The sequence below is a fragment of the Microbacterium sp. Z11_20 genome (assembly GCF_057197605.1).
Genome location: NZ_JBXVOQ010000001.1, coordinates 530346 through 553970 on the forward strand (window position 1 = coordinate 530346; position 23625 = coordinate 553970).

The following is a 23625-nucleotide window of genomic DNA, read 5'->3' on the forward strand; positions in this document are numbered from 1 at the left end:
GGTCTCAGCCGAGCGGGGCCGAGAGCACGGCGAAGTAGTCCCGCACGCCCCACGGAATCGACAGCGGGGTCGGGTTGGCCGACGCCGCCAGCGGGGTGCTGTCTTCGAGCACCGCGATGCGTCCCTCGGCGATGGCGGGGATCTGCGAGAGGAGGGGGTCGGCCTGCAGCTGGGCGACGAGCTCGCCGTCGGGGTCGCCGTAGGTCACGAAGACGTCGACATCCGCGAAACGGTCGGCCTCCTCGGCGCTGACGGTCACGTAGAACTCCTCCGTGCCCGCAGACTCCTCCTCGACGATGCTCGGCAGGGGCATTCCGTGGTCGGCCAGGAACCCGGGACGCGTGTCGTGGCTGGTGTAGAAGCCGATCTGGCTCAGATCGGTCGGATCCAGGTACGAGAAGAGGGCTGTGCCCTCAGCCAGCGCCGGGTATTCCTCGAGCGCCGCATCCACCTCCGCCTCGAGGTCCTCGATCAGCGCCTCGCCCTCCTCCGCGAGACCGAGCGCCGTCGAGTTCAGGCGGATCATGTCCTGGTAAGAGGTGCCCCACGCGACCTCGGGGTACGCCACGACCGGAGCGATCTTGGAGAGGGTGTCGTAGTCCTCCTGGGTCAGGCCCGAGTAAGAGGCGAGGATGACGTCCGGCTGCGTGTCATTGACCGCCTCGAAGTCGATGCTGTCCCCGCCGTCGAAGAGCACGGGAGTTTCGGCGTCGAGCTCTTCGAGGCGCTCTTCGACCCAGGGGAGGACGCCATCGTTGTCGTCATCGCCCCACGTGGCCTTCTCCATCCCGACCGGGACCACTCCCAGTGCGAGGGGAACCTCGTGGTTGCCCCACGCCACCGTGGCGACGCGTTCGGGGGCGGATTCGATGACCGTCTCGCCGAAAGCGTGCTCGATCGTCACCGGGAACACGTCGCCGTTGCCGGCGGAATCCCCGGCGTCGGAGGTCTGGCTCGCGGTGGAACAGCCGGTGAGCACGAGGGCGGCTCCGGCCGCGAGGGCGGCGGCAGTGCGGATGCGGGGCACGGGGATCTCCTCGAAGTTAGGTAAGGGTGGCCTTAGTTTATGCACCTCTGCGCGTTCGCCGCGACTGCGATCGCTCGACGACGAGAAATCGGGGACGGTCCGCGCGGCGGATGGCCCCCGGTCCTGGGAAGGCTGGGCGGGCGCGGCGGCTTATACTAGAGGGCTGGCCATCGGCCACCTCGAACCCCCTCCTGCTGATAGATCGGACATCCGCTGTGCTCGCCGTGCACGACCTTCAGATCCGCGTGGGCGCCCGCGTCCTCATGTCGGACGTGTCGTTCCGCGTGTCCGACGGCGACAAGATCGGTCTGGTCGGACGCAACGGCGCCGGCAAGACCACGTTGACGAAGGTGCTGGCAGGCGACCTGCAGCCCAGCGAGGGGCGCGTCGACCGATCCGGCGAACTGGGCTATCTGCCGCAGGACCCGCGGTCGGGCGATCCGGAGATGCTCGCGCGCACCCGCATCCTCGACGCGCGGGGCCTGGGTTCCCTCGCGATCGGGATGCACGAGGCGTCGCTGCAGATGGCCGACGACGACGTCGATGTCGCGGCACGGGCGATGCGGCGGTACGGGAACCTCACCGAGCGCTTCGAGGCCCTGGGGGGCTACGCGGCCGAAGCCGAGGCCGCCTCCATCGCGCACAACCTGTCGCTTCCCGACCGGATCCTCGACCAGCCGCTCAAGACCCTCTCGGGCGGCCAGCGACGCCGCATCGAACTGGCGCGCATCCTGTTCTCGGACGCGCAGACGATGATCCTCGACGAGCCGACCAACCACCTCGACGCCGACAGCGTGATGTGGCTGCGCGAGTTCCTCAAGGGCTACAAGGGCGGGCTGATCGTGATCAGCCACGACGTGGAACTCGTCGGCGAGACGGTCAACCGCGTGTTCTACCTCGACGCGAACCGTCAGGTGATCGACGTCTACAACATGAACTGGAAGAACTACCTGCGTCAGCGGGTGGCGGACGAGGAGCGCCGCAAGAAGGAGCGCACCAACGTCGAGAAGAAGGCGACCGTGCTGCAGCAGCAGGCCGCTCGTTTCGGTGCCAAGGCGTCCAAGGCGGCCGCAGCCCACCAGATGGTCGCGCGCGCCGAGAAGATGCTCGCCGGCCTCGACGACGTCCGCCAGGAGGAACGCGTCGCCAAGCTCCGCTTCCCCAAACCTGCGCCGTGCGGCAAGACTCCGCTGATGGCACGGGGGCTGTCGAAGTCGTACGGGTCGCTGGAGATCTTCACCGACGTGGACCTCGCCATCGACCGCGGGTCCCGCGTGGTCATCCTCGGGCTCAACGGCGCCGGCAAGACGACGCTCCTGCGCATGCTCGCGGGGGTGGACAAGCCCGACACCGGCGTGATCGAGCCGGGGTACGGCTTGAAGATCGGCTACTACGCACAGGAGCACGAGAACCTCGACGTGAACCGGTCGGTGCTGGAGAACATGATGTCGGCAGCGCCGGACATCACCGCGACCGACGCCCGCAAGGTGCTCGGGTCGTTCCTGTTCACCGGCGATGACGTGCTCAAGCCCGCCGGCGTGCTCTCCGGAGGCGAGAAGACGCGGCTGTCGCTGGCCACGCTCGTGGTGTCGTCGGCGAACATGCTGCTCCTGGACGAGCCCACGAACAACCTCGACCCGGCGTCCCGCGAAGAGATCCTCGGTGCCCTGGCGCACTATGAGGGCGCCGTGGTGCTGGTCTCCCACGACGAGGGCGCCGTCGAGGCCCTCAACCCCGAACGCGTGCTCATCCTGCCCGACGGCGTGGAAGACATCTGGGGTCGCGACTACGCCGACCTGATCGCCCTGGCCTGATTCGCCGGCCTCGGCCGATGTGGGTACCGGCGGACGATACCGGAGCGGCTCAGGCGTCCAGCAGCGCGTCCTCGGCCTCGGCGTCGCGGTCGCGGCGGCGAGGACGCCGCGCCTCGGCGTCCTCGCGCGCGTGACGACGCTCGGTCACGAGGATGTAGATGATGAAGCTGAAGCCCATGACGGCGAACAGGATCCATTGCACGGCGTAGGACAGGTGCGGACCGGGATCCTCGGACGGAGAGGCGACCGCCTCGGGAGCCGTCGCCGGCGCGGGATCCTCGGACACGAGCATCCCGTAGGCGCCGGTTTCCAGTGACGGTTGCGCGGTTCGCTCCGCGATGAGCGGGAGGTGGATGGTGGGCACCTGACCCTCGCCGGCGGTGCGGCCCGAGGTGGGCAGCGGCTCGCCGGGCCGGAGCCGCACGATGACGGTCGCATCGCCGGCCGGGGGTGGCGGGACCACGTCGGGATCGGGCTGGTCGGTTCCCGGGGGCACCCAGCCGCGGTTCACCAGGAGCGTGCGCCCGTCGTCGAGGCGGAAGGGAACGAGCACCTCGAAGGCCGCCGTGCCTCCGTGCGGGCGGTTGCGGACGAGTTGCTGCGCGTCCGGGAGGTAGCGCCCGGTGACCTCCACGGGCGTCCACTCGTCCGAGGGGTCGAGTTCTCCGCCGGGGGAGAGCACGGCGTCCAGCGGCACGGGGCTCTGGTCGTAGTTGGCCTCGACGAGGGCGAGCTGGCGGGCTCGTTCCTCGTTGCGGGCGAACTGCCAATTCGAGAGGAACCCGCAGGCGATCGCGAACACGATGGCGACTGCGACGTAGGCCGTCCACCGCACCGCGGCCGGGGCGTCCCGGCGGCTCACGACGTCACCTCGGCCGTGGAGAGCGGAGCGACCTCGAGCGGGAAGTCGCGCGCGGCCAGGAAGTCGCGGAGGTAGGTCACGTGCGCGTCGCACGCCACCCACTCCTTCCGCCGGTCGGCGGTGTGGATGCGGGGGTTCCGCCACGTGATCCGCCAGGAGGCCGCGTCGCGGCATCCTGCTCGGGAGCAATCCGCCGTCATGGCGTGCGCCGTCCCTGGTCCGGTGCCGTGCTCTCGGAGATGCGGATCACGCTGGGGGCGGGAGCCGGCGGCGCGGAGGCCGCAGCCGGTTCGGTGAGCGCGCGCTCGGGGTGCTCGGCGACCGTGCGGCGCGTGTCCTGGCCGACGTTCGCGATCACCACCGCGATGTAGGGGAGGAAGATCGCCCCGATCGCCAGCACCCAGGTGTACCACCCGTGGGGCGTGATGAGGACCATGCCGAGGATGCACGCGAGGCGGATGCCCATCGTGATCATGTACTTGGCAAACCGCGAGCCGGCGTCGTCGCGGGGAGCGCGGGGCAGCGACGTCGCGGAGAGCGCGCGGGAGGAGGATTTCACGGTCCTCCCAGACTACGCCGGGCACCCGGGACGAAGGCTCAGGAACTGTACGTCGTCGCGGCGCCCACGATGCCCAGGAGCAGGAGGATCGGAAGGACGACGGCGAAGATGACGAGCAGGATCAGGATTCCGACCCCCACCCATCCGATGATGGTGCCGGCCATCGCCATGCCGTAACCGGCGTCGTTCGAGGTCTTCAGGCGCTTGAGGGAGAGGTGGCCGAGGATGACGGCGGCGATCGACGCGAGCCCGAGGACGATCGTCCAGGAGAAGACGATGCCACCGATCGCGCACACGAGCGATGCGATGGCGAGCGCGTCGGTCTTGCGCTGCGGGTAGGCCGCTCCCGCGTACGGCGACGGCTGCGCATAACCCGCCGGCGGGCCGTACCCCTGCGGCGCCGGGTAGGGAGGCGGGCCGTACCCCTGCGGCGCCGGGTAGCCCTGCGGAGTGGGGTGCGCCGGGAGCGAGGCGTAGCTCTGCGGCGCGGCGGGTGCGGCCCCGGTGGCAGCGGCGTACGGCGGGACGGCGGGAGGCGGAGGCGGAACCGGCGGGATCGCCGCGGTGTCGTCGGGGGAGGGTGAAGCGGGGTCGCTCACGGCGGGCCCCTTTCTGCTCGGATGCTCCCAGAGTCCCAGCGCCGTCGTCGTGGTGTCAAACGCGGCTCCTCCCGCTCGCCTAGGCTGGGGCCGTCTCATCCCCTCGCCTGGAATGGAGCGTGCTCATGGCGACCGATCGCGTCGTGCTCGTCACCGGTGGAAACCGCGGCATCGGCCGTGCGATCGCCGAGCGGTTCGTCGCGGAAGGATACCGCGTGGCCGTCACCGCGCGCTCGGGCGACGGGCCGATGGGCACCCTGACCGTCCGCGCCGACGTCACCGATGCCGCAGCCGTCGACGCGGCCTTCCGGGAGATCGAGGCCACGCTCGGGCCCGTGGAGATCGTCGTCGCCAACGCCGGCATCACGAAGGACACGCTGCTCCTGCGCATGAGCGAAGAGGACTTCGACTCGGTGATCGCGACGAACCTCGGTGGAGCGTTCCGCGTCGTCAAGCGTGCGTCGAAGGGGATGCTGCGTGCCCGGTGGGGCCGCGTCATCCTCATCTCCAGCGTCGTGGGTCTCCTGGGCTCCGCCGGACAGATCAACTACGCCGCCTCCAAGAGCGGGCTGGTCGGCTTCGCGCGCTCGCTGACGCGCGAACTGGGTGGGCGCGGCATCACGGCCAACGTCGTGGCGCCGGGATTCATCGAGACCGACATGACGGCCGAACTGCCCGAAGCCACCCAGGCGGAGTACAAGGGGCGGGTTCCCGTCGGACGTTTCGCGACCACCGACGAGGTCGCCGGCGTCGTGACGTGGCTCGCCTCCGACGACGCCGCGTACATCGCGGGCGCCGTCATCCCGGTCGACGGCGGCCTCGGCATGGGGCACTGATACCCCGCCGAACCCGGGTCGGTCACCGCTGGTCGGTCACCGCAGGGCGGCGGCCAAGAGGCGAGCCAGCTCGACCGGCTGCGAGAGCTGCGGCCAGTGGCCGGACTGCAGTTCCACGATCTCGAGGTCCTGGAGGGCGGCGAGGTCGGCGGCCCAGCCGGGCGCTGCGGCGATGATCTCTCGGAGGTCGGCCGCGGGCATCGTGCCGGTCAGGATCGTCGCCGGCACCGCATACCGGCGGGTGTCGGTCAGGCGGATCGGGTCGGTCGGCACGCGCGCCGGAACGGACAGGGTCCGGGAGGCGGCCGCCGCTCTCGTCGCCTCGTCGAGGTCGCCCACCTCGGCGTCCTCGAACGTGTCCCACCCGGGGAAGGGGATGACGCCGTCGATGATCGGGAACTCCCAGATGGATCCGCCGTCGGCAGGAGGGAAGGTGTCCACGAACACCACGCGCGCCACGCGGTCGGCCCTCGCGTCCGCGGCGCCCCACACCACGTTGCCACCGCCGGAATGACCGACGAGCGCGATGGGCCCGGAAAGACGGTCGATCTCTGCGACGACCGCCGCCACCCAGTCGGCGATGCCGATCTCGGACGAGCTGTCGGCGGGCTCGCCCATGCCGGGCATGGTCAGCGGGTGAGCGGTATGACCGGCCGCCTCCACCGCGGGGATGACGGTGTCCCAGGTGGAGGCGTCCAGCCAGAGACCGGGTACGAGGATGACGTCCATGACCGCACGCTACGCCGGGCCTCCGACACGATCACGGCAGGAGCGCGATCACCTGCGCGAGGTCGACGGGACCGATGACGAGGTCGGCGCGCTCGCGGACGGCCGGCTTGGCGTTGAAGGCGATGCCGAGCCCGGCGGCGGCGAGCATGAGGAGGTCGTTCGCTCCGTCACCGACGGCGATCGTCCGCTGGAGCGGGACGCCGAGCTCATCGGCCCATTCGCGCAGCGTCGCGGCCTTCCCCGCCCCGTCGATGATCGGGCCGGAGACGCGTCCGGTGAGCACGCCGCCGTCGGCCTCCAGACGGTTCGCGCGCCAGCGATCCACGCCCAGACGCGGCGCGATCTCGTCCAGCACCTCGTGGAAGCCTCCGGAGACCACTCCCACGATGCCGCCGCGGTCGTGCACAGCGGCGACGAGCTCCCGCACGCCGGGCGTCGGCTGGACCCGCGAGATCACCCGAGTGAACGCCGATACCGGCACTGCGCGCAGCTCACAGACGCGCGCACGGAGGCTCTCGGCGAAGTCGACCTCGCCCCGCATCGCCGCCTCCGTGGCCGCAGCCACCTCCGCGCCCCGGCCCGCCTCATCGGCGATGAGCTCGATGACCTCGTTGCGGAGGAGGGTGGAGTCGGCGTCGAGAACGACGAGCAGGCGGGTGGCGTCGGGCACGGCCTCGACCCTAGCGTGCCTCACGGCGTCATCCGGGAGCCGGCGACTGCCCGGCCGTCGTAGGCTCGGAAGGTCGCGCGCGCGACGCCCGCTTCGCCACCCGAGGAGAATCCGCCATGGCCGACGTCGAGAGCTTCACCCTGGACCACACCGCCGTGAAGGCGCCCTACGTCCGTCTCATCGGCACGGAGCAGGGCCTGCGCGGCGACGTCATCTCGAACTTCGACGTGCGCTTCGTCCAGCCCAACGAGGGGGAGATCCCCACCGCCGGTATCCACACGATCGAGCACATGCTCGCCAGCCTCCTGCGCGACCGGATGGAGGGTCTCATCGACATCTCCCCGTTCGGCTGCCGCACCGGGTTCCACCTCATCGCGTGGGGCGAACCGCCCCTGCCGGAGCTCGTCGCGGCCTTGCGCGATAGCCTGCGGTTCATCGCCGAGGAGGCGACGGAGGCCGACATCCCCGGCGTCGACGCGTTCAGCTGCGGAAACTACCGTGACCACAGCCTCCACACCGCCCGCGAGTGGTCGAAGCTCATCCTCGAGCAGGGCATCAGCCTCGACGCGTTCCAGCGCGTCGGCGTCTGACCCGCCCCCCGCATCCGATCCGAGTGGTCAGGCGTCGACGCGGACGCCCTTGCCGACGACGGTGATGCCGGTGTCGGTGACGGTGAAGCCGCGCGCGATGTCGCGCTCCCGGTCCACCCCGACGGTGGCACCGTCGGCGAGCATGACGTTCTTGTCGAGGATCGCGCGGTGCACCCGCGCCCCCGCTCCCACGTGCACGTGGTCGAACAGCACGGAATCGGTGATCGTCGATCCGCCGCCGGCGAGGGTCCACGGGCCCACGACGCTGCGCTCGAGATGCGTGCCGGACAGCACCGAACCGAGCGACACGATCGAGTCGATCGCATTGCCGATGCGGCCCACCGAGTCGCGCACGAACTTCGCCGGCGGCGAATTGACGGTCTGCGAGAAGATCGGCCACGCGGTGTTGTACAGGTTGAAGATCGGCAGCGTCGCGATCAGGTCGGCGTGCGCGTCGTAGAACGAGTCGATCGTTCCCACGTCGCGCCAGTAGGCGCGGTCGCGCGGGGTCGAACCGGGCACGTCGTTGCGCTTGAAGTCGTACACGGCGGCTTCGCCTCGCTCGACGAAGTAGGGGACGATGTCCCCGCCCATGTCGTGGTTGGACGTGGGGGATTCGCCGTCCACCTGCACGGCCTCGATGAGGGCATCGGCGTCGAAGATGTAGTTGCCCATCGACGCGAGCACCTCGTGCGGAGCATCCGAGAGCCCCGTCGGATTCTGGGGCTTCTCCAGGAAGTCGCGGATGCGGATGTTGTCCTTGGGATCGACGTCGATCACGCCGAACTGGTTCGCCAGGGAGATCGGCTGGCGGATGCCGGCGACCGTCGCGCGCGCGCCGGATGCGATGTGCGCCTCCAGCATCTGACCGAAGTCCATGCGGTACACGTGGTCGGCGCCGATCACCATGACGATGTCGGGCTTCTCGTCGTTCAGGAGGTTCAGGCTCTGCAGGATGGCGTCGGCCGAGCCGGAGAACCACCGCTTACCCAGGCGCTGCTGCGCCGGCACCGACGCGACATACGAGCCGAGCATCGGCGACATCCGCCACGTCTGCGAGATGTGCCGGTCGAGGCTGTGCGACTTGTACTGGGTGAGCACCACCAGCTGCTGCAAACCGGAATTGATCAGGTTCGAGATCGCGAAGTCGATGAGCCGATACTGTCCGCCGAAGGGCACCGCGGGCTTGGCCCGGTCGGCCGTGAGGGGCATGAGTCGCTTTCCCTCGCCCCCGGCGAGGATGATTCCGAAGACCTTCGGCGCTGCTGGCATGAACCAACCCTAGGGTGCGTGCTGCGAGGGAACCACCCGCCCACGCGCCCTTGACACCTGTACTACCGTTCCCTCATGCGCGTCGACATCGTGACCAAGGAATACCCCCCCGAGATCTATGGCGGGGCCGGTGTGCACGTGACGGAGCTGGTGCGCGCGCTGCGTCTCTCCATCGAGGTGCGCGTCCGCGCCTTCGGTGCCGCGCGTGACGAGGAGGGCACGAGCGCCTACGCGGTTCCGGCCGAGCTGGCTACGGCCAACGGTGCGATCCAGACCCTGGGCACCGATCTCGAGATCGTCGCTGATGTCGCCGGGGCGGACGTCGTGCACAGCCACACCTGGTACGCGAACTTCGCCGGCCACCTCGCCTCCCTCCTCCATGGCATCCCGCACGTGGTCACTGCGCACAGCCTGGAGCCGCTGCGGCCGTGGAAGGCCGAGCAGCTCGGCGGCGGCTACGCCGTCTCCAGCTACATCGAGAAGACCGCCTACGAGGGCGCCGCCGCCATCGTCGCGGTGAGCGAGGGGATGCGCACCGACATCCTGCGGAGTTACCCCGCGCTCGATCCCGCCAAGGTGCACGTGATCTACAACGGCATCGACACCGAGGCGTGGCATCCGGTGGAGGATGCGGCGTTCCTCGCGGAAGCCGGAATCGATCCCGCCCGCCCCTCGGTGGTGTTCGTCGGGCGCATCACGCGGCAGAAGGGCCTCCCGTACCTCCTGCGCGCGGCCGAGCAGCTGCCACCGGAGGTGCAGCTGGTGCTCTGCGCCGGGGCGCCGGACACCCCGCAGATCCTCGCCGAGGTACAGGAGCTCGTCCGCGGGCTCCAGGCCACCCGCGAGGGGGTCGTCTGGATCGACCGGCTCCTCCCGCGCACCGAGCTCTCGGCGATCCTGACCGCAGCCACGACGTTCGTGTGCCCGTCGGTGTACGAACCGCTGGGCATCGTGAACCTCGAGGCCATGGCGTGCGGCGCCGCCGTCGTGGGCACCGCGACCGGCGGCATCCCCGAGGTCGTCGCCGACGGGGTCACCGGACGCCTCGTCCCCATCGAGCAGGTCCAGGACGGCACGGGGACCCCGGTCGATCCGCAGCGCTTCGTCGACGACCTCGCGCGCGTGCTGACGGAGGTCGTGACCGATCCGGCGCGCGCGGCCGAGTACGGCCAGGCGGGGCGCCGGCGCGCCGCGGAGGAGTTCAGCTGGGCGCGGATCGCCGAGCAGACGGCCGCGCTGTACGCCGGTCTGGCCGGCACCGGCCGATAGGCTGGGCGCATGCCTGAGGTCCTGGAGTTCTCCGACGTCGTCGTCCGCCGGAACGCCCGCGACATCGTCGCGCACCTGGACTGGACGGTATCCGACGACGAACGCTGGGTGATCCTCGGACCCAACGGCGCCGGGAAGACCACGGTGCTCCAGCTCGCCGACACCCTGATTCACCCCACGTCGGGAACGGTGACGATCCTCGGCGAGCGGCTCGGGCGCACCGACGTGTTCGAGCTGCGTCCGCGCATCGGCTTCGCCTCCTCCGCGATGGCGCGCCGCGTGCCGCCGGAGGAGACGGTGCTGGACGTGGTGCTCACCGCCGCGTACTCGGTGATGGGTCGCTGGCGCGAGGAGTACGAGGACATCGACGAGCGGCGCGCGCTGCGCGTGCTGAGCGAGTGGCGCCTGGATCACCTCGCCGATCGCACGTTCGGAACGCTGTCGGACGGCGAGCAGAAGCGCGTGCAGATCGCACGCGCCGTGATGACCGACCCCGAACTGCTGCTGTTGGACGAGCCGACCGCCAGCCTCGATCTGGGCGCCCGCGAAGAACTTCTCACCCTTCTGGCCGGCTACGCGCAGGCGCCGACCACGCCGGCGATGGTGATGGTCACCCACCATGTCGAGGAGATCCCGGTCGGATTCACCCACGTCCTGCTGCTGCGCGACGGCGCTGTCGTCGCGGCGGGCCCGATCCCCTCGGCGCTCACGGCGGAGAACCTCACCGCCACCTTCGGCACCCGGATCGTGCTGAACGAAGACGGCGGTCGCTACGCCGCGCGCGCCGCATCCTGACTGTTCCAGCCCCCGAGCCGGGGCTGGTAGAGTAGGTGGTTGGTGCCGCAGGCACTGCAGACTTTCCCGGTCCTGATGGACCACGCCCAACCGCAAGGATTCCGCATGAAGACTGACACCCACCCCGAGTACCGCGCCGTCGTGTTCCGCGACCTCGGCTCGGGCGAGACGTTCCTCACCCGTTCGACCGTGTCGAGCGCCAAGACCATCGAGCTGGACGGCGTCGAGTACCCCGTCATCGACGTGGAGATCTCCTCCGCCTCGCACCCGTTCTACACGGGCAAGCAGCGCATCATGGACTCGGCCGGTCGCGTCGAGAAGTTCAACCAGCGCTTCAAGAACTTCGGCGGCAAGTAAGCTCCGCTCCTCGAAGGCCCCGCTTCGGCGGGGCCTTCGTCGTTCCCGCCCGCATCGAGAAACAACATCCCGGACGAGAAACGCCGCGCCGCGCCGTTTCTCGTCCGGATCGTCGTTTCTCGGCGGGGGACGGGGGACGGACGGGACGGGAGGGGTCAGCGGATGGGCCAGCGGCCGTCGAGGCTGTCGTCGGGGTCTAGGCGGCCGATCTGCACGAAGTACTCCGTGAGGCTCTCGGCCTGCGATCGCGCCCACCCGATCTGCCGCGTGTGCAGCTCCTCGAGCGTGGGGGGCAGCCACGCGGCGAACCGCTCGGCCAGGGCGAGCGCCACCCGGCCGGCCGCGACGGCGTCGGCGGATGCCTCGTGGGCGCCGTCCAGGCGGACGGCGTAGTGCTCTGCGACCACCGAGAGCGGCCGCTTGCCGCGCCGGTAGCGGTCGTACCGCTTGTCGACCACGAGCGGGTCGATGACGGGCGAGGGCGACGCCAGCGGGGTCACCCCGTGGCGGAGCGTCTCGTGCTTGAGGAGGGAGAAGTCGTACGGCGCGTTGTAGGCGACGACAGGGATGCCCGCGGCGAACACTCCTGCAAGGGCTTCGACCACCTCGGCGACCACGGCCGCGGCATCGCGCCCGTGCGTGCGGGCGTGCTCGGTGGAGATGCCGTGGATGGCGGCGGCGCCGTCGGGGATCGCGACCCCCGGGTCGGCGAGCCAGTCGCGGGCGGTCAGCACCGCGCCGTCGGCGTCGAGCACCCCGACGTGCGCGGTGACGATGCGGTCGCGCGCCACGTCCACACCGGTGGTCTCGAGGTCGAACACCCCGATGACGCGCGTCCACTCCGGGGCCTGGAACAGCGGAAGCGGCTCGGGTCGCTCCGTGCGGTGCATGCCCCACACGCTATGCGCGGCATCCGACATCGCCGGAGAGGCGCACGGACGGGCCCGCAAGGCCGCACTCCGTAGACTCGAGGGATGCCGAATCCCTACGCCCCGCTGCTGTCCCGCGTCGCCGTCGAGCGGCGCGAGGCGGAGGTGCTCGGCGGAACGACGGCGTACTGGACCTACGGCGATGCGGATGCGGTGACCACCGTGATCGCCGTGCACGGCTTCCGCGGCGAGCACCACGGCCTGGAGCCGGTGATCGCGCACCTGCCCGGCGTCCGCGTCCTCTCACCCGACCTCCCCGGGTTCGGCGAGACAGCCCCGATCCCCGGCCGGAGACACGACCTCGCGCTGTACGCGGAGTGGCTCGCCGCCTTCGCGGGCGCGGTCGCCCCGGGGGCCGTCATCCTCGGGCATTCGTTCGGCTCGATCGTGTCGGCGGCAGCCGTGGCCGGCGGTCTCGGCACCCCCGCTCTGGTGCTGGTGAACCCCATCGGCGCTCCGGCGCTGGAAGGACCCCGCGGCGTCCTCACGCGGCTGGCGGTCTTCTACTACTGGGCCGGTGCGCGCCTCCCTCGCCGGATCGGCGAGGCGCTCCTGCGCAACCGCGTCATCGTGCGTGTCATGAGCCTCGCCATGGCCAAGACGAAGGACCGGAGCCTCCGCCGCTTCGTGCACGAGCAGCACGACCTCTACTTCTCCCGGTTCTCCGACCGCGATGTGCTGCACCAGGCGTTCCTCACATCGGTGTCGCACGACGTGCGCGAATTCGCGCCGCGCATCATTCAGCCGGTGCTTCTGGTCGCCGCCGTCCGCGACGACATCACCCCGATCGAGGCGGAGCGGCGGCTGGCCACGCTCTTCCCGCGTGCGGAGCTGGTCGAGATCGCCGACGTGGGACACCTCATCCACTACGAGACGCCCGCGCAGGCCGCCGACGCCATCAGGCGCTTTCTCGAGCCTTCCGGCGCCGATACGCGTTGACGTTCATGCGGTTGCCGCAGTTGCCCGTGTCGCAGTAGCGCTTGGACCCGTTGCGCGAGTAGTCGATGTAGACCGAGCGGCAGTCGTCCGCGGAGCACACGCGCACCCGCCCGTACTCGTCGGCGCGGATGACGTCGATGAAGGCCATCGCGGTCTCGACGAGGATGCGGGTGTGCAGAGGAGCGTCGCCGTCGGTGGCATGGATGTGCCACTCCTCGACTCCGTCGTGGGTCACGAGCTGGGGGAGGGCCCGGCCATCGACGAGCATCGCGTTCACCAGCGGTACCGCCCCGTCGCGGTCGACCTGCCACAGCTCGTGCAGCCGGGTGCGGATGCCGCGTACCTGCGCGAGCTCCTCGGCGTCCCGGTCGATCCGGCCGCTGTAGGGCTGCCCGTGGAGGAACCGGTTGAGATCGTCCACCGTCGTCAGGGCGTCCACCCCCGCGGACGAGGTGTCGGGGAGCGTGTTGACAAGGAGGACTGCCGCCGTGAGCGACATCTGCGTGTCATGGATGAATACCACGTTGACTCCTGACGTTCGCCTGCCGTAGTGTCACAAGTGTACCGACCGAACACTCCTGACAGGTGACCGCATGACCGCGACGATCGCACACCCGCTCGCCGTCACGTCGCGTACCGCCGGCGTGGTCATCGGACTCGCCTCGGCCCTGGGGTTCGCCTCGAGCGGTCCGGTGGTCAAGCCGCTCCTGGAGGCGGGGTGGTCGGTGGGTGCCGCGCTCCTCCTGCGCATGGGGGGCGCTGCCCTCCTGCTCTCCCCGTGGCTGATCCGGGCGTTCGTCCGCGACCGCAGCATCGTGCGGCGGCACGGGGCGCTCATCGTCGGCTTCGGCCTGACCGGCGTCGCGGGCTGCCAGCTGTTCTTCTTCTCCGCGATGCAGCGGATGCCGGTGGCCATCGCCCTGCTCGTGCAGTACATCGCCCCCGTCCTCCTGGTGGCCTGGGTGTGGATGCGCACGCATCGGCGCCCGTCCGCTCTCGTGCTGGGCGGCACGGCGGTGGCCGTGGTCGGACTCGTCTTCGTGATCGACCTCACCGGCGCGGCATTCGATCCGATCGGGATGCTGCTGGCCCTCGGCGCCGCGGTGTGCCTGGCGGCGTACTTCGCCCTCGCCGAGCGCACCACCGCGGCGATGCCGCCGGTCGCTCTGGCAGCCGGTGGGTTGTTCGTGGGCGCCGTGCTGACGGGCGTGCTGTGCCTGGTCGGCGTCCTGCCCTTCGTCGCGCCGGCCGTGACCACCGATGTCCTGGGTGCGAGCATGCCGTGGTTCGTCTCGATCGCGTGGGTCGCCCTCGTGGCGACGGCGTTCGGCTACGGCCTCGGCATCCTCGCCGTGCCGCGCATCGGGGCACGGCTGGCCTCGTTCGTGGGATTGACCGAGGTGCTCTTCGCGATGATCTTCGCGTGGATGCTGCTGGGCGAAGCCCCCTCGCTCGTCCAAGCAGCCGGCGGAGTCCTGATCCTCGCCGGCGTCGTCCTCGTCCGGGCCGACCCGGCAGCCGTCCCGCGGGAGGTCGCTACCGCTCCCGCCGTGCCAGCTCCATGAGCGGGCCGACGCGATAGGGGATGATCTCCCGCATCACGAGGGAGGTCTCGGTGCGCTCGACCCCGTCGACCGCAAGGATCCGCGCATCGACGTCGAACAGATGCTGGGTGTCGCGGCACGCCACGCGGGCCACGAGATCGATCTGTCCGCTCATGCCGTGCGCCTGGAGGATCTCGGGGATCTGCTCGAGTTCGGCGCGGATGCGGGGGAGTTCGGCCTGTCGCACGGTCACGTGGATGAACGCCTCGATCGGAAAGCCCATGGCGGCGGGGGAGAGAGCGCGCTCGTACGACAGCAGCACCTCGGTCCGCTCCAGACGGGCCATGCGCGCCTGAACCGTGTTGCGCGACATGCCCAGGCGATCGGCCAGGGCGACGACCGTGGCGCGCGGGTCATCCGCGAGGGCGCGGAGGAGGTCGAGGTCGACAGCATCCAGATGAGACATGATGCGCAACCCTAGCAGCCAAGAACCGGCGAAGTAGCGCAACCTGCTCAATACTGCGCGGGAGCCTTGAGCTAGGTGCGCGGCGGACGTATGGTCGCGGTGTTCGGCGACGCTGCCGGCGCCGGACGCTCCCCGGCCCCACGAGGGCCGAGGGCCGACCTGGAGGACTGACAATGGTGCCCGCTCCTACCCCTGCCGCCGACCTCGCCCTGACTGGGGACGACGCGGTGCGGCTGCTCACCCCCCACGGCCAGCGTGTGCCCGACCCCGCCTTGGACCCGTGGCTGGGGGATCCCGATCCGGCGCTCCTGCGCACCCTTTACCGCGACATGGTCTTCACTCGCCGCGTCGATGCCGAGGGCTTCGCCCTGCAACGACAGGGCCAGCTCGGCCTGTGGCCCCCGGCCCGCGGCCAGGAGGCCGTGCAGGTGGGCACGACGCACGCCCTGGCCGGCACCGACATGATCTTCCCCAGCTACCGGGAGACCGGCGTCCTCCTGGCCCGCGGCGGACGGCCGTCGGAGTTCATCCTGGCGTGGCGCGGCGAGGCCCACGCCGCCTACGACACCGTGCGGCTCCGCATGGCCCCGATGCAGATCATCATCGGCGCGCACTCGCTGCACGCCACCGGCTACGCGATGGGGATCCAGCGCGACCGGGCCGATGAGATCGCCGTCGCTTACTTCGGCGACGGCGCGACCAGCCAGGGCGACGTCAGCGAGGCGCTGGTGTTCTCCGCGTCGTACCAGGCGCCGGTGGTGTTCGTGTGCTCGAACAATCAGTGGGCCATCTCCGAACCGGTCGACGTGCAGTCCCGGGTGCCGCTGGCAGCGCGCGCCCCCGGATTCGGCGTTCCGAGCGTGCGGGTGGACGGCAACGACGTTCTGGCCTGCTACGCAGCGATGACCTGGGCGCGCGAGCGCGCCCGCCGAGGCGACGGGCCGACGTTCATCGAGGCGGTGACCTACCGGATGGGACCGCACACCACCGCCGACGACCCCACGCGGTACCGCGACGCGGCCGAGGTGGAGGCGTGGGCGCGACGCGATCCGATCACCCGCTTCGAGGCGTACCTGCGCGCCGAGGGCGTCCTGGACGATGCCGCCGTGGCCGAGGTCGCCGCGGCAGCCGACGCGCTGGCCGCGGAGGTGCGCGCGGCCTGCATCGGGGCACGGACGCGCCCGGCGCTGGAGGTGCTCGACACGGTGTACGCCGAGCCGCACTCGGGGCTGGCCGAGCAGCGCCGCGACTACGAGGCGTACCTCGCCGGATTCGCCGACACGGAGGTGGGCTCATGACCACGCTGACTCTCGCGCAGGCCGTGAACGCGGGCCTGCGCTCTGCGATGGAGGACGACCCCCGGGTGCTCGTGATGGGCGAGGACATCGGGAAGCTCGGCGGAGTCTTCCGCGTGACCGACGGCCTGCTCGATCGGTTCGGCGCCGAGCGCGTGGTGGACACGCCCCTGGCCGAGGCGGGCATCATGGGCACCGCCGTGGGACTGGCCTATCGCGGCTATCGGCCCGTGGTGGAGATCCAGTTCGACGGTTTCGTCTATCCGGCGTTCGACCAGATCGTCTGCCAGGTCGCCAAGCTCCACTACCGCACCCGCGGCGCGGTGACGATGCCCCTCACCATCCGCATCCCGTGGGCCGGGGGCATCGGCGCCGCCGAGCATCACTCGGAGTCGCCGGAGGCGTACTTCGTGCACACCGCGGGGCTGCGGGTGGTGGCCGCATCCGATCCGCGCGATGCCTACGTGCTGCTGCGCCAGGCCATCGCAAGCGACGATCCGGTGGTCTTCTTCGAACCCAAGCGGCTGTACCACACCAAGGGCGAGGTCGACCTCGAGCTCGATCTGGCCGATGAGCCCCCGATGGGGCTCGCGCGCGTCGTCCGGGAGGGCACGGATGTCACCCTGGTGACCTACGGCGCCCAGGTGCCGGTCGCACTGGACGCCGCGATCGCCGCGGAGGACGAGGGCGTCTCCATCGAGGTGATCGACCTGCGCTCGATCTCTCCGGTGGACTACGGCACCGTCACCGCCTCGGTGCGCAAGACCGGCCGTGCCGTGGTCAGCCACGAGGCGGCCCGTGAGGCCGGGGTCGGAGCGGAGTTGGTGGCCAGCATCACCGAGCGCTGCTTCGACTACCTCGAAGCCGCCCCGCGGCGGGTGACGGGCCACGACATCCCGTATCCGCCGGCGAAGCTCGAGCGTCACCATCTCCCCGACCTCGACCGCATCCTCGACGCGGTCGACCGGGTGCTCGACCGCCCGCGCGACCTGCAGGACGTGCGGTGATGATTCAGGAATTCCGCCTCCCCGACCTCGGCGAGGGCCTCACCGACGCCGAGCTGGTGCAGTGGCTCGTCGCCGAGGGCGAGGAGGTCGCGCTGAACCAGACCATCGCCGAGATGGAGACGGCCAAGGCCGTCGTCGAACTGCCCTCGCCCTACGCGGGAGCCGTGCATCGCCTCCACGCCGACCCCGGCGACACGATCGAGGTCGGTGCGCCGCTGGTGACCTTCGCGATCGCGGGGGATGACGCGTCGCCGGAGGGTCCCGCCGCCGAGATGCCCGCCCCACCCGCCGTCGAGCAGGCCACCCCCGCGGCGGTGGAATCCCCGACGGCCTCGCCCGGCGACGCGCCGGAGAACGCCGGCGCGCGGCAGGCGACCCTCGTCGGGTACGGCGCCGTCGGACGCTCCGGTGCCCGTCCGCACCGCCGGGCCCGGCGCGGACGTGCACCCCTCGCGCCGGACCCGGTTCCCACCCGCGGCGAGGGCGACCGGCAACGCCCGCGGTCGACCCCTCCCGTCCGCCGGCTCGCGAAGAGCCTGGGGGTCGACCTCGACTCGCTCGGAGTGGAGGATCGCCCCATCACGCGGGCGGATGTCGAGGCCGCGGTCCGGCCTCTCCCCGCGGGTCAAAGCCCTCTGCCGAGCGGCGGGCAACCGGGGGCCGTCGGCGACACGCGGGTCACCCGCATCCCGATCCGGGGCGTCCGCAAGCACACGGCCGCCGCGATGGTGCGAAGCGCCTTCACGGCGCCGCACGCGGCCACGTTCGTGACGATCGACGTCACCGAGACGCTGCGGCTCCTCGACGAGCTGGCGCACGACCGCGCGCTGGACGGGCATCGCATCGGCATCCTCACGGTGGTCGCGAAGGCGGTCTGCCTCGCACTGGGGCGTACCCCCGTGCTCGGTTCGCGCTGGGACGAGGAGGCCGGCGAGATCCTCCAGCCGTCCTACGTCAACCTGGGCATCGCCGTCGCGAGCGACCGCGGCCTGGTCGTGCCGAACCTCCCGGATGCGGAGACGCTGAGCCTGGTCGACCTCGCCGACGCGATCGGGGAGATCGTCACCACCGCCCGCGCCGGCACGCTCTCACCCGCGCAGCTGACCGGCGGCACCTTCACGATCACGAACGTGGGCGTCTTCGGGGTGGACGGGGGAACACCGATCCTGAACCCGGGGGAGGCCGGCATCCTGGCCGTCGGCGCTGTGCGGCGTCGACCATGGGAGCACGAGGACGCCGTCGCCCTCCGCGACGTGGTCACCCTCACCCTGTCCTTCGACCACCGGCTCGCCGATGGTGTCGAAGCCGCCCGCTTCCTCACCGACGTCGCCGGGGTGCTCCGCGCCCCCGGCCGCGCGATGCTGCTGCGCTGATGACCACGACCGATACCGGCCCGACGCAGGCCGAGCTGGCCGAACGCCTCCGTCGGCGTCTCGCCGAGGTCGCCCTGGGCGGACCGGAGAGCTCCCGCGAGCGCCACGTCGCGCGCGGAAAACTCCTCGCTCGCGACCGGGTGGATCGGCTGCTGGATGAGGGGAGCCCGTTCCTCGAGGTCGCGCCGCTCGCCGCGGAAGGAATGTACGACGGCGATGCGCCCTCAGCCGGCGTCATTGCGGGCATCGGGCTGGTGCACGGGCGGCTCGTGATGGTCGTCGCCAACGATGCGACCGTCAAGGGCGGCGCGTACTTCCCCCTCACCGTCAAGAAGCATCTGCGCGCGCAGGAGATCGCCCGCGACAACCGCCTCCCGTGCGTGTACCTCGTCGATTCGGGCGGCGCGTATCTGCCCCTGCAGGATGAGGTGTTCCCCGACCGCGATCACTTCGGCCGGATCTTCCGGAACCAGGCGCATCTGTCGGCCGCCGGCGTCCCGCAGATCGCAGCCGTCCTGGGCTCGTGCACGGCCGGGGGCGCGTACGTCCCGGCCATGAGCGATGAGAGCGTGATCGTGCGGGGGCAGGGGACGATCTTCCTCGGCGGACCACCCCTGGTGAAGGCCGCGATCGGCGAGACCGTCACGCCCGAAGAGCTCGGCGGAGGTGAGGTGCACGCGCGCCGCTCCGGGGTGGTCGACCACCTGGCCGAGAGCGACGAGCACGCGCTGGAGATCGTGCGCGACATCGTCGCGACGCTTCCGCCGCCCCCTCCCCGAGCGTGGGAGGTTGTCGCATCCGTTCCGCCGGTGGCCGACCCCGCCACCCTCTACGACGTCGTACCGGTCGACGTGGCCCAGCCCTACGACGTCCACGCCGTCCTCGACCGGCTCGTGGACGCCGGGTCGGTGCACGAGTTCAAGCGGGAGTACGCCACCACGGTGGTCACCGCGTTCGCGCGGATCCACGGGCATCCTGTGGGCATCGTGGCGAACAACGGCGTGCTCTTCAGTGAATCGGCGCTGAAGACCGCGCACTTCATCGAACTGTGCGACCAGCGGGGCATCCCGCTGCTGTTCCTGCAGAACATCTCCGGATTCATGGTGGGGAAGGATGCCGAGGCGGGAGGCATCGCCAAGGACGGGGCCAAGATGGTCACCGCCGTCGCCACGACCCGCGTGCCCAAGCTCACCGTCATCATCGGCGGATCCTTCGGGGCCGGCAACTATGCGATGTGCGGCAGGGCGTACGACCCGCGATTCCTGTGGACCTGGCCGGCCGCTCGCATCTCCGTGATGGGCGGGCCCCAGGCGGCCGCGGTGCTGGGCACGGTCAAGCGCGATCAGCTCGACGCGCGGGGTCAGGAGTGGTCCGCCCAGGACGAGGAGGCGTTCCGCGCCCCGATCCGCGAGCGCTACGACGCGCAGGGCGACCCGTACTACGCCACCGCGCGGCTGTGGGACGACGGAATCCTCGACCCCGCCGACACCCGCACCGTGATCGGCCTCGCCCTCGAGGTCGTCTCACGTTCCCCGCTTCCCGACCCGCGCTTCGGCGTCTTCCGGATGTGAGCGCCATGAGAGTGCACCCGACCTCTGAGCCTGGCGGAAGGGCGGTCCCTGAGCCTGTCGAAGGGTTCGACACCGTACTCGTGGCGAACCGCGGGGAGATCGCGCGGCGCATCCTGCGGACACTCCGGCGCCTCGGAATCCGCTCGGTGGCCGTCTACAGCGACGCCGACGCGGGCGAGCCCCACGTGCGCGAGGCCGACGTCGCGGTGCGCATCGGCCCGGCCGCGGCGCGATCGTCGTACCTCGACTCCGAGGCGATCCTCGCCGCCGCACGGGCGACGGGGGCGCAGGCGATCCACCCCGGCTACGGATTCCTCTCCGAGAACGCCGCCTTCGCCCGCGCGTGCCAGGACGCCGGCCTGGTCTTCATCGGTCCGGGGGAGCGCGCGATCGAGGTCATGGGCGACAAGATCCGCGCGCGCGATCACGTCGCCGCATCCGGGGTCCCCATCGTTCCGGGCTTCGGAGCGGAGGGGATGAGCGACGCCGAGATCGCCGAGCGGGCGGCCGAGGTGGGCTACCCGCTGATCGTGAAGCCGTCGGCCGGCGGGGGCGGCAAGGGCATGGAGGTCGTCCGCGACGCCGGAGACCTCGCGTCCGCGCTCGCGACGGCGCGGCGGGTGGCTGCGGCGGCGTTCGGCGACGACACGCTGCTGCTCGAGCGGTTCATCTCCGCGCCCCGCCACATCGAGGTGCAGGTGCTGGGCGACGCGGCCGGCACCGTCGTGCATCTGGGCGAACGGGAGTGCACTCTGCAGCGACGCCACCAGAAGGTGATCGAGGAGGCGCCGTCACCGGTCGTCGGTCCGGCATTGCGCGAGCGCCTGGGAGCGGCAGCCTGTGCGGCGGCGGCCAGCGTGCAGTATCGGGGCGCCGGAACCGTCGAGTTCCTCGTCTCGGGAGAGCGCCCCGACGACTTCTTCTTCCTCGAGATGAACACGCGCCTGCAGGTGGAGCATCCGGTCACGGAACTGGTCACCGGACTCGACCTCGTCGAGCAGCAGGTGCAGATCGCGGCGGGCCGGCCGCTGCCGTTCGGCCAGGAGGACGTGAGGATCCGGGGGTGGGCGATCGAGGCCCGCGTCTACGCGGAGAGTCCTGAACGCGGCTTCCTCCCCGCCACCGGTGACGTGCTCGTGTGGCGATCGGCGCCAGGGGCCCGTACCGACGGTGCGGTGGAGACGGGCAGCAGCGTGGGCGTGGACTACGACCCGCTCGTGGCGAAGGTGATCGCCGGTGGCCCCGATCGGGGAAGTGCCCTGGCGCGGCTGGATGCCGCCCTCGCAGACACCGTGCTCCTGGGTGTGGAGACCAACATCGCCTACCTGCGGACGGTGCTCGCCGACGAGCGGGTGCGTCGCGGCGACCTCGATACCGGGCTGCTGGACCGCCTGCCGCCTGCCGCACCGGGCCCGCCGTCGGAGGCGGTCCTCGCCGCCGCGCGCGACGCGCTCGCGCCTCCTCGCGGGGAACTCTGGGCACGCGGGGACGGCTGGCGGACGGGCGGCGGGCGCCGCGTCACCGACACGGTCTTCGACACCGCTGCCGGCATGGTCGCCGTCGGCGGCGAGACGGCCGCATCCCCCCGCGCCGTCATCGCCCGGGAGGCGGGGCAGGGCGTGTGGGTGCACCACGCCGGGTCGACGGTGCGGGTCGTACCGGTCTCGCGACGCGAGGCGACGATGCGCCGGCTCGAGGGTCACGCATCGGCGGCTATCGCTCCCTCGCTGGACGCGCCCCTGCCGGGAACCGTGGTCGCCCTCCACGTCGCCGACGGCGAGCGCGTGGCCGCCGGTGACCGGATGCTGACCATCGAGGCCATGAAGATGGAGCACACCCTCACCGCCCCCCGCGACGGGATCGCGCGCCTGCGGGTCGCCGTCGGGGCGTCCGTTGCCCGCGACCAGAGCGTGGCCGACGTCGAACCCCATGCCGAGGAGGAGCGCCGTGCGCACTGACACCCTGACCGTCGGACTCACCGGGGACGAGCGCGAGCTCGCCGGAATGGTCCGCGCCTTCGCCGATGAGGTCGTGGCGCCCCGGTCGTACGAGGCCGACCGCACGGCGACCTTGCCGCTGGACATCGTCGCCCAGATGGGCGATCTGGGGCTGTTCGGATTGCCCTTCCCCGAAGAGGTCGGCGGCCAGGGCGGCGACTATGCCGCACTCTGCGTCGCACTCGAAGCGCTCGGGCGTGTGGACCAATCCATCGCCATCACCCTCGAGGCCGGGGTGAGCCTCGGGGCCATGCCGGTCTTCCGCTTCGGCACCGACGCGCAGCGAGCCGACCTTCTCCCCGACCTGCTCGCCGGCCGCGCACTGGCCGGGTTCGGTCTGACCGAACCCGAAGCCGGGAGCGATGCGGGCGCGACGCGCACGACCGCGCGGCTGGAGGACGGCGAGTGGGTGATCGACGGCACGAAGCAGTTCATCACCAACTCGGGCACCGCCATCACGCGGTTCGTCACGGTCACCGCGGTGACCGGCCGCGGCGCCGACGGTCGCCCGGAGATCTCGACCATCATCGTTCCCCACGGCACCCCCGGATTCGTCGTGGGACCGGGCTACGACAAGGTGGGCTGGCACGCCTCCGACACGCATCCGCTCGCCTTCACCGGCGCGCGCGTGCCCGAGGGCAACCTCCTCGGCGAGCGCGGCCGCGGCTACGCGAACTTCCTCCACATCCTCGACGAGGGGCGGATCGCGATCGCCGCCCTGGCCACGGGCGCTGCGGAGGGATGCCTGGAGGCGGCCGTCGACTACGCCAAGAGCCGCACGGTCTTCGGCGAGCGACTGTCGTCACGGCAGTCCATCCAGTTCCTCCTCGCCCGCATGCGCGCCCGCGTGCACACGGCGCGTCTGGCGTGGCTGCACGCCGCGCGCCTGCGCGACGTGGGGGAGCGGTTCAAGGAGGAGGCCGCCATCGCCAAGCTCGTCGCAGGAGAGGCCGCGATGGACAATGCGCGCGATGCCACCCAGGTGTTCGGCGGCAACGGCTTCATGAATGAGTACCCGGTGGCACGGCACTACCGCGACTCGAAGATCCTCGAGATCGGCGAGGGCACGACGGAGGTGCAGCTGCTGGTCATCTCACGCGCGCTGGGCCTGACCGGGTAGCGTGA

25 protein-coding genes are annotated in these 23625 nt (G+C 71.1%); 14 read left to right on the top strand and 11 right to left on the bottom strand.

Annotated elements, in window-relative coordinates:
* Nucleotides 1-4: 4 nt before the first annotated feature.
* On the bottom strand, nucleotides 5-1027 hold the full coding sequence (locus tag AC2DFQ_RS02555; RefSeq protein ID WP_484532849.1) for an iron-siderophore ABC transporter substrate-binding protein: 1023 nt from the start codon (nucleotides 1025-1027) through the stop codon (nucleotides 5-7).
* 215 nt (nucleotides 1028-1242) lie between these two features.
* Between AC2DFQ_RS02555 and AC2DFQ_RS02560 the strand changes: the two genes are divergently transcribed.
* On the top strand, nucleotides 1243-2841 hold the full coding sequence (locus AC2DFQ_RS02560; RefSeq protein ID WP_484509400.1) for an ABC-F family ATP-binding cassette domain-containing protein: 1599 nt from the start codon (nucleotides 1243-1245) through the stop codon (nucleotides 2839-2841).
* A 49-nt stretch (nucleotides 2842-2890) separates the two neighbouring features.
* Here AC2DFQ_RS02560 and AC2DFQ_RS02565 read toward each other — a convergent pair whose 3' ends face one another.
* The 4 genes from AC2DFQ_RS02565 to AC2DFQ_RS02580 are packed head-to-tail and all read right to left on the bottom strand — an operon-like array spanning nucleotide 2891 to nucleotide 4861.
* Nucleotides 2891-3703, bottom strand: coding sequence for an SURF1 family cytochrome oxidase biogenesis protein (locus AC2DFQ_RS02565; RefSeq protein ID WP_484509399.1), 813 nt, complete (start codon nucleotides 3701-3703; stop codon nucleotides 2891-2893).
* Nucleotides 3700-3903 carry a hypothetical protein gene (locus tag AC2DFQ_RS02570; RefSeq protein ID WP_484509398.1) on the bottom strand — a complete coding sequence of 68 codons (204 nt, stop codon included), beginning with the start codon at nucleotides 3901-3903 and terminating at the stop codon, nucleotides 3700-3702. The genes AC2DFQ_RS02565 and AC2DFQ_RS02570 overlap by 4 nt, the downstream gene beginning before the upstream one ends.
* Nucleotides 3900-4262, bottom strand: coding sequence for a DUF3099 domain-containing protein (locus tag AC2DFQ_RS02575; RefSeq protein WP_484509397.1), 363 nt, complete (start codon nucleotides 4260-4262; stop codon nucleotides 3900-3902). Before AC2DFQ_RS02575 ends, AC2DFQ_RS02570 begins: the two co-directional genes overlap by 4 nt.
* A gap of 38 nt (nucleotides 4263-4300) precedes the next feature.
* Nucleotides 4301-4861 carry a DUF4190 domain-containing protein gene (locus tag AC2DFQ_RS02580; protein WP_484532850.1) on the bottom strand — a complete coding sequence of 187 codons (561 nt, stop codon included), beginning with the start codon at nucleotides 4859-4861 and terminating at the stop codon, nucleotides 4301-4303.
* A gap of 125 nt (nucleotides 4862-4986) precedes the next feature.
* Between AC2DFQ_RS02580 and fabG the strand changes: the two genes are divergently transcribed.
* A complete protein-coding gene (fabG, locus tag AC2DFQ_RS02585; protein WP_484509395.1) occupies nucleotides 4987-5697 on the top strand; it encodes a 3-oxoacyl-ACP reductase FabG in 711 nt (236 codons plus the stop codon).
* Nucleotides 5698-5733: 36 nt separating this feature from the next.
* On the opposite strand, the gene AC2DFQ_RS02590 is transcribed toward fabG, so the two are convergent.
* Together AC2DFQ_RS02590 and serB are read right to left on the bottom strand one after the other, a co-directional pair.
* Nucleotides 5734-6426: an alpha/beta fold hydrolase gene (locus tag AC2DFQ_RS02590; protein ID WP_484532851.1), complete on the bottom strand. Its 693-nt coding sequence runs from the start codon at nucleotides 6424-6426 to the stop codon at nucleotides 5734-5736.
* 31 nt (nucleotides 6427-6457) lie between these two features.
* The gene (serB, locus tag AC2DFQ_RS02595; protein ID WP_484532852.1) at nucleotides 6458-7096 is read right to left on the bottom strand and encodes a phosphoserine phosphatase SerB; all 639 of its coding nucleotides are present in this window, start codon (nucleotides 7094-7096) and stop codon (nucleotides 6458-6460) included.
* Nucleotides 7097-7212: 116 nt separating this feature from the next.
* Between serB and AC2DFQ_RS02600 the strand changes: the two genes are divergently transcribed.
* The gene (locus tag AC2DFQ_RS02600; protein ID WP_484509392.1) at nucleotides 7213-7686 is read left to right on the top strand and encodes an S-ribosylhomocysteine lyase; all 474 of its coding nucleotides are present in this window, start codon (nucleotides 7213-7215) and stop codon (nucleotides 7684-7686) included.
* 27 nt (nucleotides 7687-7713) lie between these two features.
* Here the strand turns inward: AC2DFQ_RS02600 and glgC are convergent, their stop codons facing one another.
* Nucleotides 7714-8958, bottom strand: coding sequence for a glucose-1-phosphate adenylyltransferase (gene glgC / locus AC2DFQ_RS02605; protein WP_484532853.1), 1245 nt, complete (start codon nucleotides 8956-8958; stop codon nucleotides 7714-7716).
* Between the two features lie 75 nt (nucleotides 8959-9033).
* Between glgC and glgA the strand changes: the two genes are divergently transcribed.
* The 3 genes from glgA to AC2DFQ_RS02620 all read left to right on the top strand — a co-directional run bounded on the left by glgA (nucleotide 9034) and on the right by AC2DFQ_RS02620 (nucleotide 11379).
* Nucleotides 9034-10227, top strand: coding sequence for a glycogen synthase (gene glgA, locus AC2DFQ_RS02610; RefSeq protein WP_484532854.1), 1194 nt, complete (start codon nucleotides 9034-9036; stop codon nucleotides 10225-10227).
* 9 nt (nucleotides 10228-10236) lie between these two features.
* Nucleotides 10237-11022 carry an ABC transporter ATP-binding protein gene (locus AC2DFQ_RS02615; protein ID WP_484509389.1) on the top strand — a complete coding sequence of 262 codons (786 nt, stop codon included), beginning with the start codon at nucleotides 10237-10239 and terminating at the stop codon, nucleotides 11020-11022.
* Between the two features lie 105 nt (nucleotides 11023-11127).
* Nucleotides 11128-11379 (top strand): type B 50S ribosomal protein L31, encoded by a 252-nt coding sequence (locus AC2DFQ_RS02620; protein WP_484509388.1) that lies wholly within the window; start codon nucleotides 11128-11130, stop codon nucleotides 11377-11379.
* Between the two features lie 155 nt (nucleotides 11380-11534).
* On the opposite strand, the gene AC2DFQ_RS02625 is transcribed toward AC2DFQ_RS02620, so the two are convergent.
* Entirely contained in the window at nucleotides 11535-12269 is a 735-nt protein-coding gene (locus AC2DFQ_RS02625) for an exonuclease domain-containing protein (protein ID WP_484532855.1), read from the bottom strand.
* A gap of 84 nt (nucleotides 12270-12353) precedes the next feature.
* Between AC2DFQ_RS02625 and AC2DFQ_RS02630 the strand changes: the two genes are divergently transcribed.
* Nucleotides 12354-13247 carry an alpha/beta fold hydrolase gene (locus tag AC2DFQ_RS02630; RefSeq protein WP_484532856.1) on the top strand — a complete coding sequence of 298 codons (894 nt, stop codon included), beginning with the start codon at nucleotides 12354-12356 and terminating at the stop codon, nucleotides 13245-13247.
* Here the strand turns inward: AC2DFQ_RS02630 and AC2DFQ_RS02635 are convergent.
* Nucleotides 13207-13770: a CGNR zinc finger domain-containing protein gene (locus tag AC2DFQ_RS02635; protein WP_484532857.1), complete on the bottom strand. Its 564-nt coding sequence runs from the start codon at nucleotides 13768-13770 to the stop codon at nucleotides 13207-13209. The genes AC2DFQ_RS02630 and AC2DFQ_RS02635 overlap by 41 nt on opposite strands.
* Nucleotides 13771-13840: 70 nt before the next feature.
* On the opposite strand from AC2DFQ_RS02635, the gene AC2DFQ_RS02640 reads away from it, so the two are divergent.
* A complete protein-coding gene (locus AC2DFQ_RS02640) occupies nucleotides 13841-14812 on the top strand; it encodes an EamA family transporter (RefSeq protein ID WP_484532858.1) in 972 nt (323 codons plus the stop codon).
* On the opposite strand, the gene AC2DFQ_RS02645 is transcribed toward AC2DFQ_RS02640, so the two are convergent.
* Nucleotides 14784-15257, bottom strand: coding sequence for an Lrp/AsnC family transcriptional regulator (locus AC2DFQ_RS02645; RefSeq protein WP_484532859.1), 474 nt, complete (start codon nucleotides 15255-15257; stop codon nucleotides 14784-14786). The two genes, AC2DFQ_RS02640 and AC2DFQ_RS02645, sit on opposite strands and share 29 nt — an antisense overlap.
* A gap of 173 nt (nucleotides 15258-15430) precedes the next feature.
* Between AC2DFQ_RS02645 and pdhA the strand changes: the two genes are divergently transcribed.
* Genes pdhA through AC2DFQ_RS02675 form a run of 6 tightly spaced genes read left to right on the top strand, consistent with a single transcriptional unit; the run spans nucleotide 15431 to nucleotide 23620 of the window.
* A complete protein-coding gene (pdhA, locus tag AC2DFQ_RS02650; protein ID WP_484532860.1) occupies nucleotides 15431-16555 on the top strand; it encodes a pyruvate dehydrogenase (acetyl-transferring) E1 component subunit alpha in 1125 nt (374 codons plus the stop codon).
* Nucleotides 16552-17559 (top strand): alpha-ketoacid dehydrogenase subunit beta, encoded by a 1008-nt coding sequence (locus tag AC2DFQ_RS02655; RefSeq protein ID WP_484532861.1) that lies wholly within the window; start codon nucleotides 16552-16554, stop codon nucleotides 17557-17559. The genes pdhA and AC2DFQ_RS02655 overlap by 4 nt, the downstream gene beginning before the upstream one ends.
* Nucleotides 17559-18932: a dihydrolipoamide acetyltransferase family protein gene (locus AC2DFQ_RS02660; RefSeq protein ID WP_484509380.1), complete on the top strand. Its 1374-nt coding sequence runs from the start codon at nucleotides 17559-17561 to the stop codon at nucleotides 18930-18932. The genes AC2DFQ_RS02655 and AC2DFQ_RS02660 overlap by 1 nt, the downstream gene beginning before the upstream one ends.
* Nucleotides 18932-20503 (top strand): carboxyl transferase domain-containing protein, encoded by a 1572-nt coding sequence (locus AC2DFQ_RS02665; RefSeq protein ID WP_484532862.1) that lies wholly within the window; start codon nucleotides 18932-18934, stop codon nucleotides 20501-20503. The genes AC2DFQ_RS02660 and AC2DFQ_RS02665 overlap by 1 nt, the downstream gene beginning before the upstream one ends.
* A 5-nt stretch (nucleotides 20504-20508) precedes the next feature.
* Nucleotides 20509-22461 carry an acetyl/propionyl/methylcrotonyl-CoA carboxylase subunit alpha gene (locus AC2DFQ_RS02670; protein ID WP_484532863.1) on the top strand — a complete coding sequence of 651 codons (1953 nt, stop codon included), beginning with the start codon at nucleotides 20509-20511 and terminating at the stop codon, nucleotides 22459-22461.
* A complete protein-coding gene (locus tag AC2DFQ_RS02675) occupies nucleotides 22433-23620 on the top strand; it encodes an acyl-CoA dehydrogenase family protein (RefSeq protein ID WP_484532864.1) in 1188 nt (395 codons plus the stop codon). The genes AC2DFQ_RS02670 and AC2DFQ_RS02675 overlap by 29 nt, the downstream gene beginning before the upstream one ends.
* Nucleotides 23621-23625 lie beyond the last annotated feature (5 nt).

Excerpts from the sequence above, each read along its gene's own strand:
- fabG (WP_484509395.1), top strand. The coding sequence starts at position 4,987 with ATGGCGACCGATCGCGTCGTGCTCGTCACCGGTGGAAACCGCGGCATC.
- AC2DFQ_RS02665 (WP_484532862.1), top strand. The coding sequence starts at position 18,932 with ATGACCACGACCGATACCGGCCCGACGCAGGCCGAGCTGGCCGAACGC.
- AC2DFQ_RS02655 (WP_484532861.1), top strand. The coding sequence starts at position 16,552 with ATGACCACGCTGACTCTCGCGCAGGCCGTGAACGCGGGCCTGCGCTCT.
- glgA (WP_484532854.1), top strand. The coding sequence starts at position 9,034 with ATGCGCGTCGACATCGTGACCAAGGAATACCCCCCCGAGATCTATGGC.
- AC2DFQ_RS02620 (WP_484509388.1), top strand. The coding sequence starts at position 11,128 with ATGAAGACTGACACCCACCCCGAGTACCGCGCCGTCGTGTTCCGCGAC.
- AC2DFQ_RS02675 (WP_484532864.1), top strand. The coding sequence starts at position 22,433 with ATGCCGAGGAGGAGCGCCGTGCGCACTGACACCCTGACCGTCGGACTC.
- glgC (WP_484532853.1), bottom strand. The coding sequence starts at position 8,958 with ATGCCAGCAGCGCCGAAGGTCTTCGGAATCATCCTCGCCGGGGGCGAG.
- AC2DFQ_RS02640 (WP_484532858.1), top strand. The coding sequence starts at position 13,841 with ATGACCGCGACGATCGCACACCCGCTCGCCGTCACGTCGCGTACCGCC.
- AC2DFQ_RS02625 (WP_484532855.1), bottom strand. The coding sequence starts at position 12,269 with ATGCACCGCACGGAGCGACCCGAGCCGCTTCCGCTGTTCCAGGCCCCG.
- AC2DFQ_RS02600 (WP_484509392.1), top strand. The coding sequence starts at position 7,213 with ATGGCCGACGTCGAGAGCTTCACCCTGGACCACACCGCCGTGAAGGCG.
- AC2DFQ_RS02670 (WP_484532863.1), top strand. The coding sequence starts at position 20,509 with ATGAGAGTGCACCCGACCTCTGAGCCTGGCGGAAGGGCGGTCCCTGAG.
- AC2DFQ_RS02570 (WP_484509398.1), bottom strand. The coding sequence starts at position 3,903 with ATGACGGCGGATTGCTCCCGAGCAGGATGCCGCGACGCGGCCTCCTGG.
- AC2DFQ_RS02660 (WP_484509380.1), top strand. The coding sequence starts at position 17,559 with ATGATTCAGGAATTCCGCCTCCCCGACCTCGGCGAGGGCCTCACCGAC.
- AC2DFQ_RS02645 (WP_484532859.1), bottom strand. The coding sequence starts at position 15,257 with ATGTCTCATCTGGATGCTGTCGACCTCGACCTCCTCCGCGCCCTCGCG.
- AC2DFQ_RS02615 (WP_484509389.1), top strand. The coding sequence starts at position 10,237 with ATGCCTGAGGTCCTGGAGTTCTCCGACGTCGTCGTCCGCCGGAACGCC.
- pdhA (WP_484532860.1), top strand. The coding sequence starts at position 15,431 with ATGGTGCCCGCTCCTACCCCTGCCGCCGACCTCGCCCTGACTGGGGAC.
- AC2DFQ_RS02590 (WP_484532851.1), bottom strand. The coding sequence starts at position 6,426 with ATGGACGTCATCCTCGTACCCGGTCTCTGGCTGGACGCCTCCACCTGG.
- AC2DFQ_RS02630 (WP_484532856.1), top strand. The coding sequence starts at position 12,354 with ATGCCGAATCCCTACGCCCCGCTGCTGTCCCGCGTCGCCGTCGAGCGG.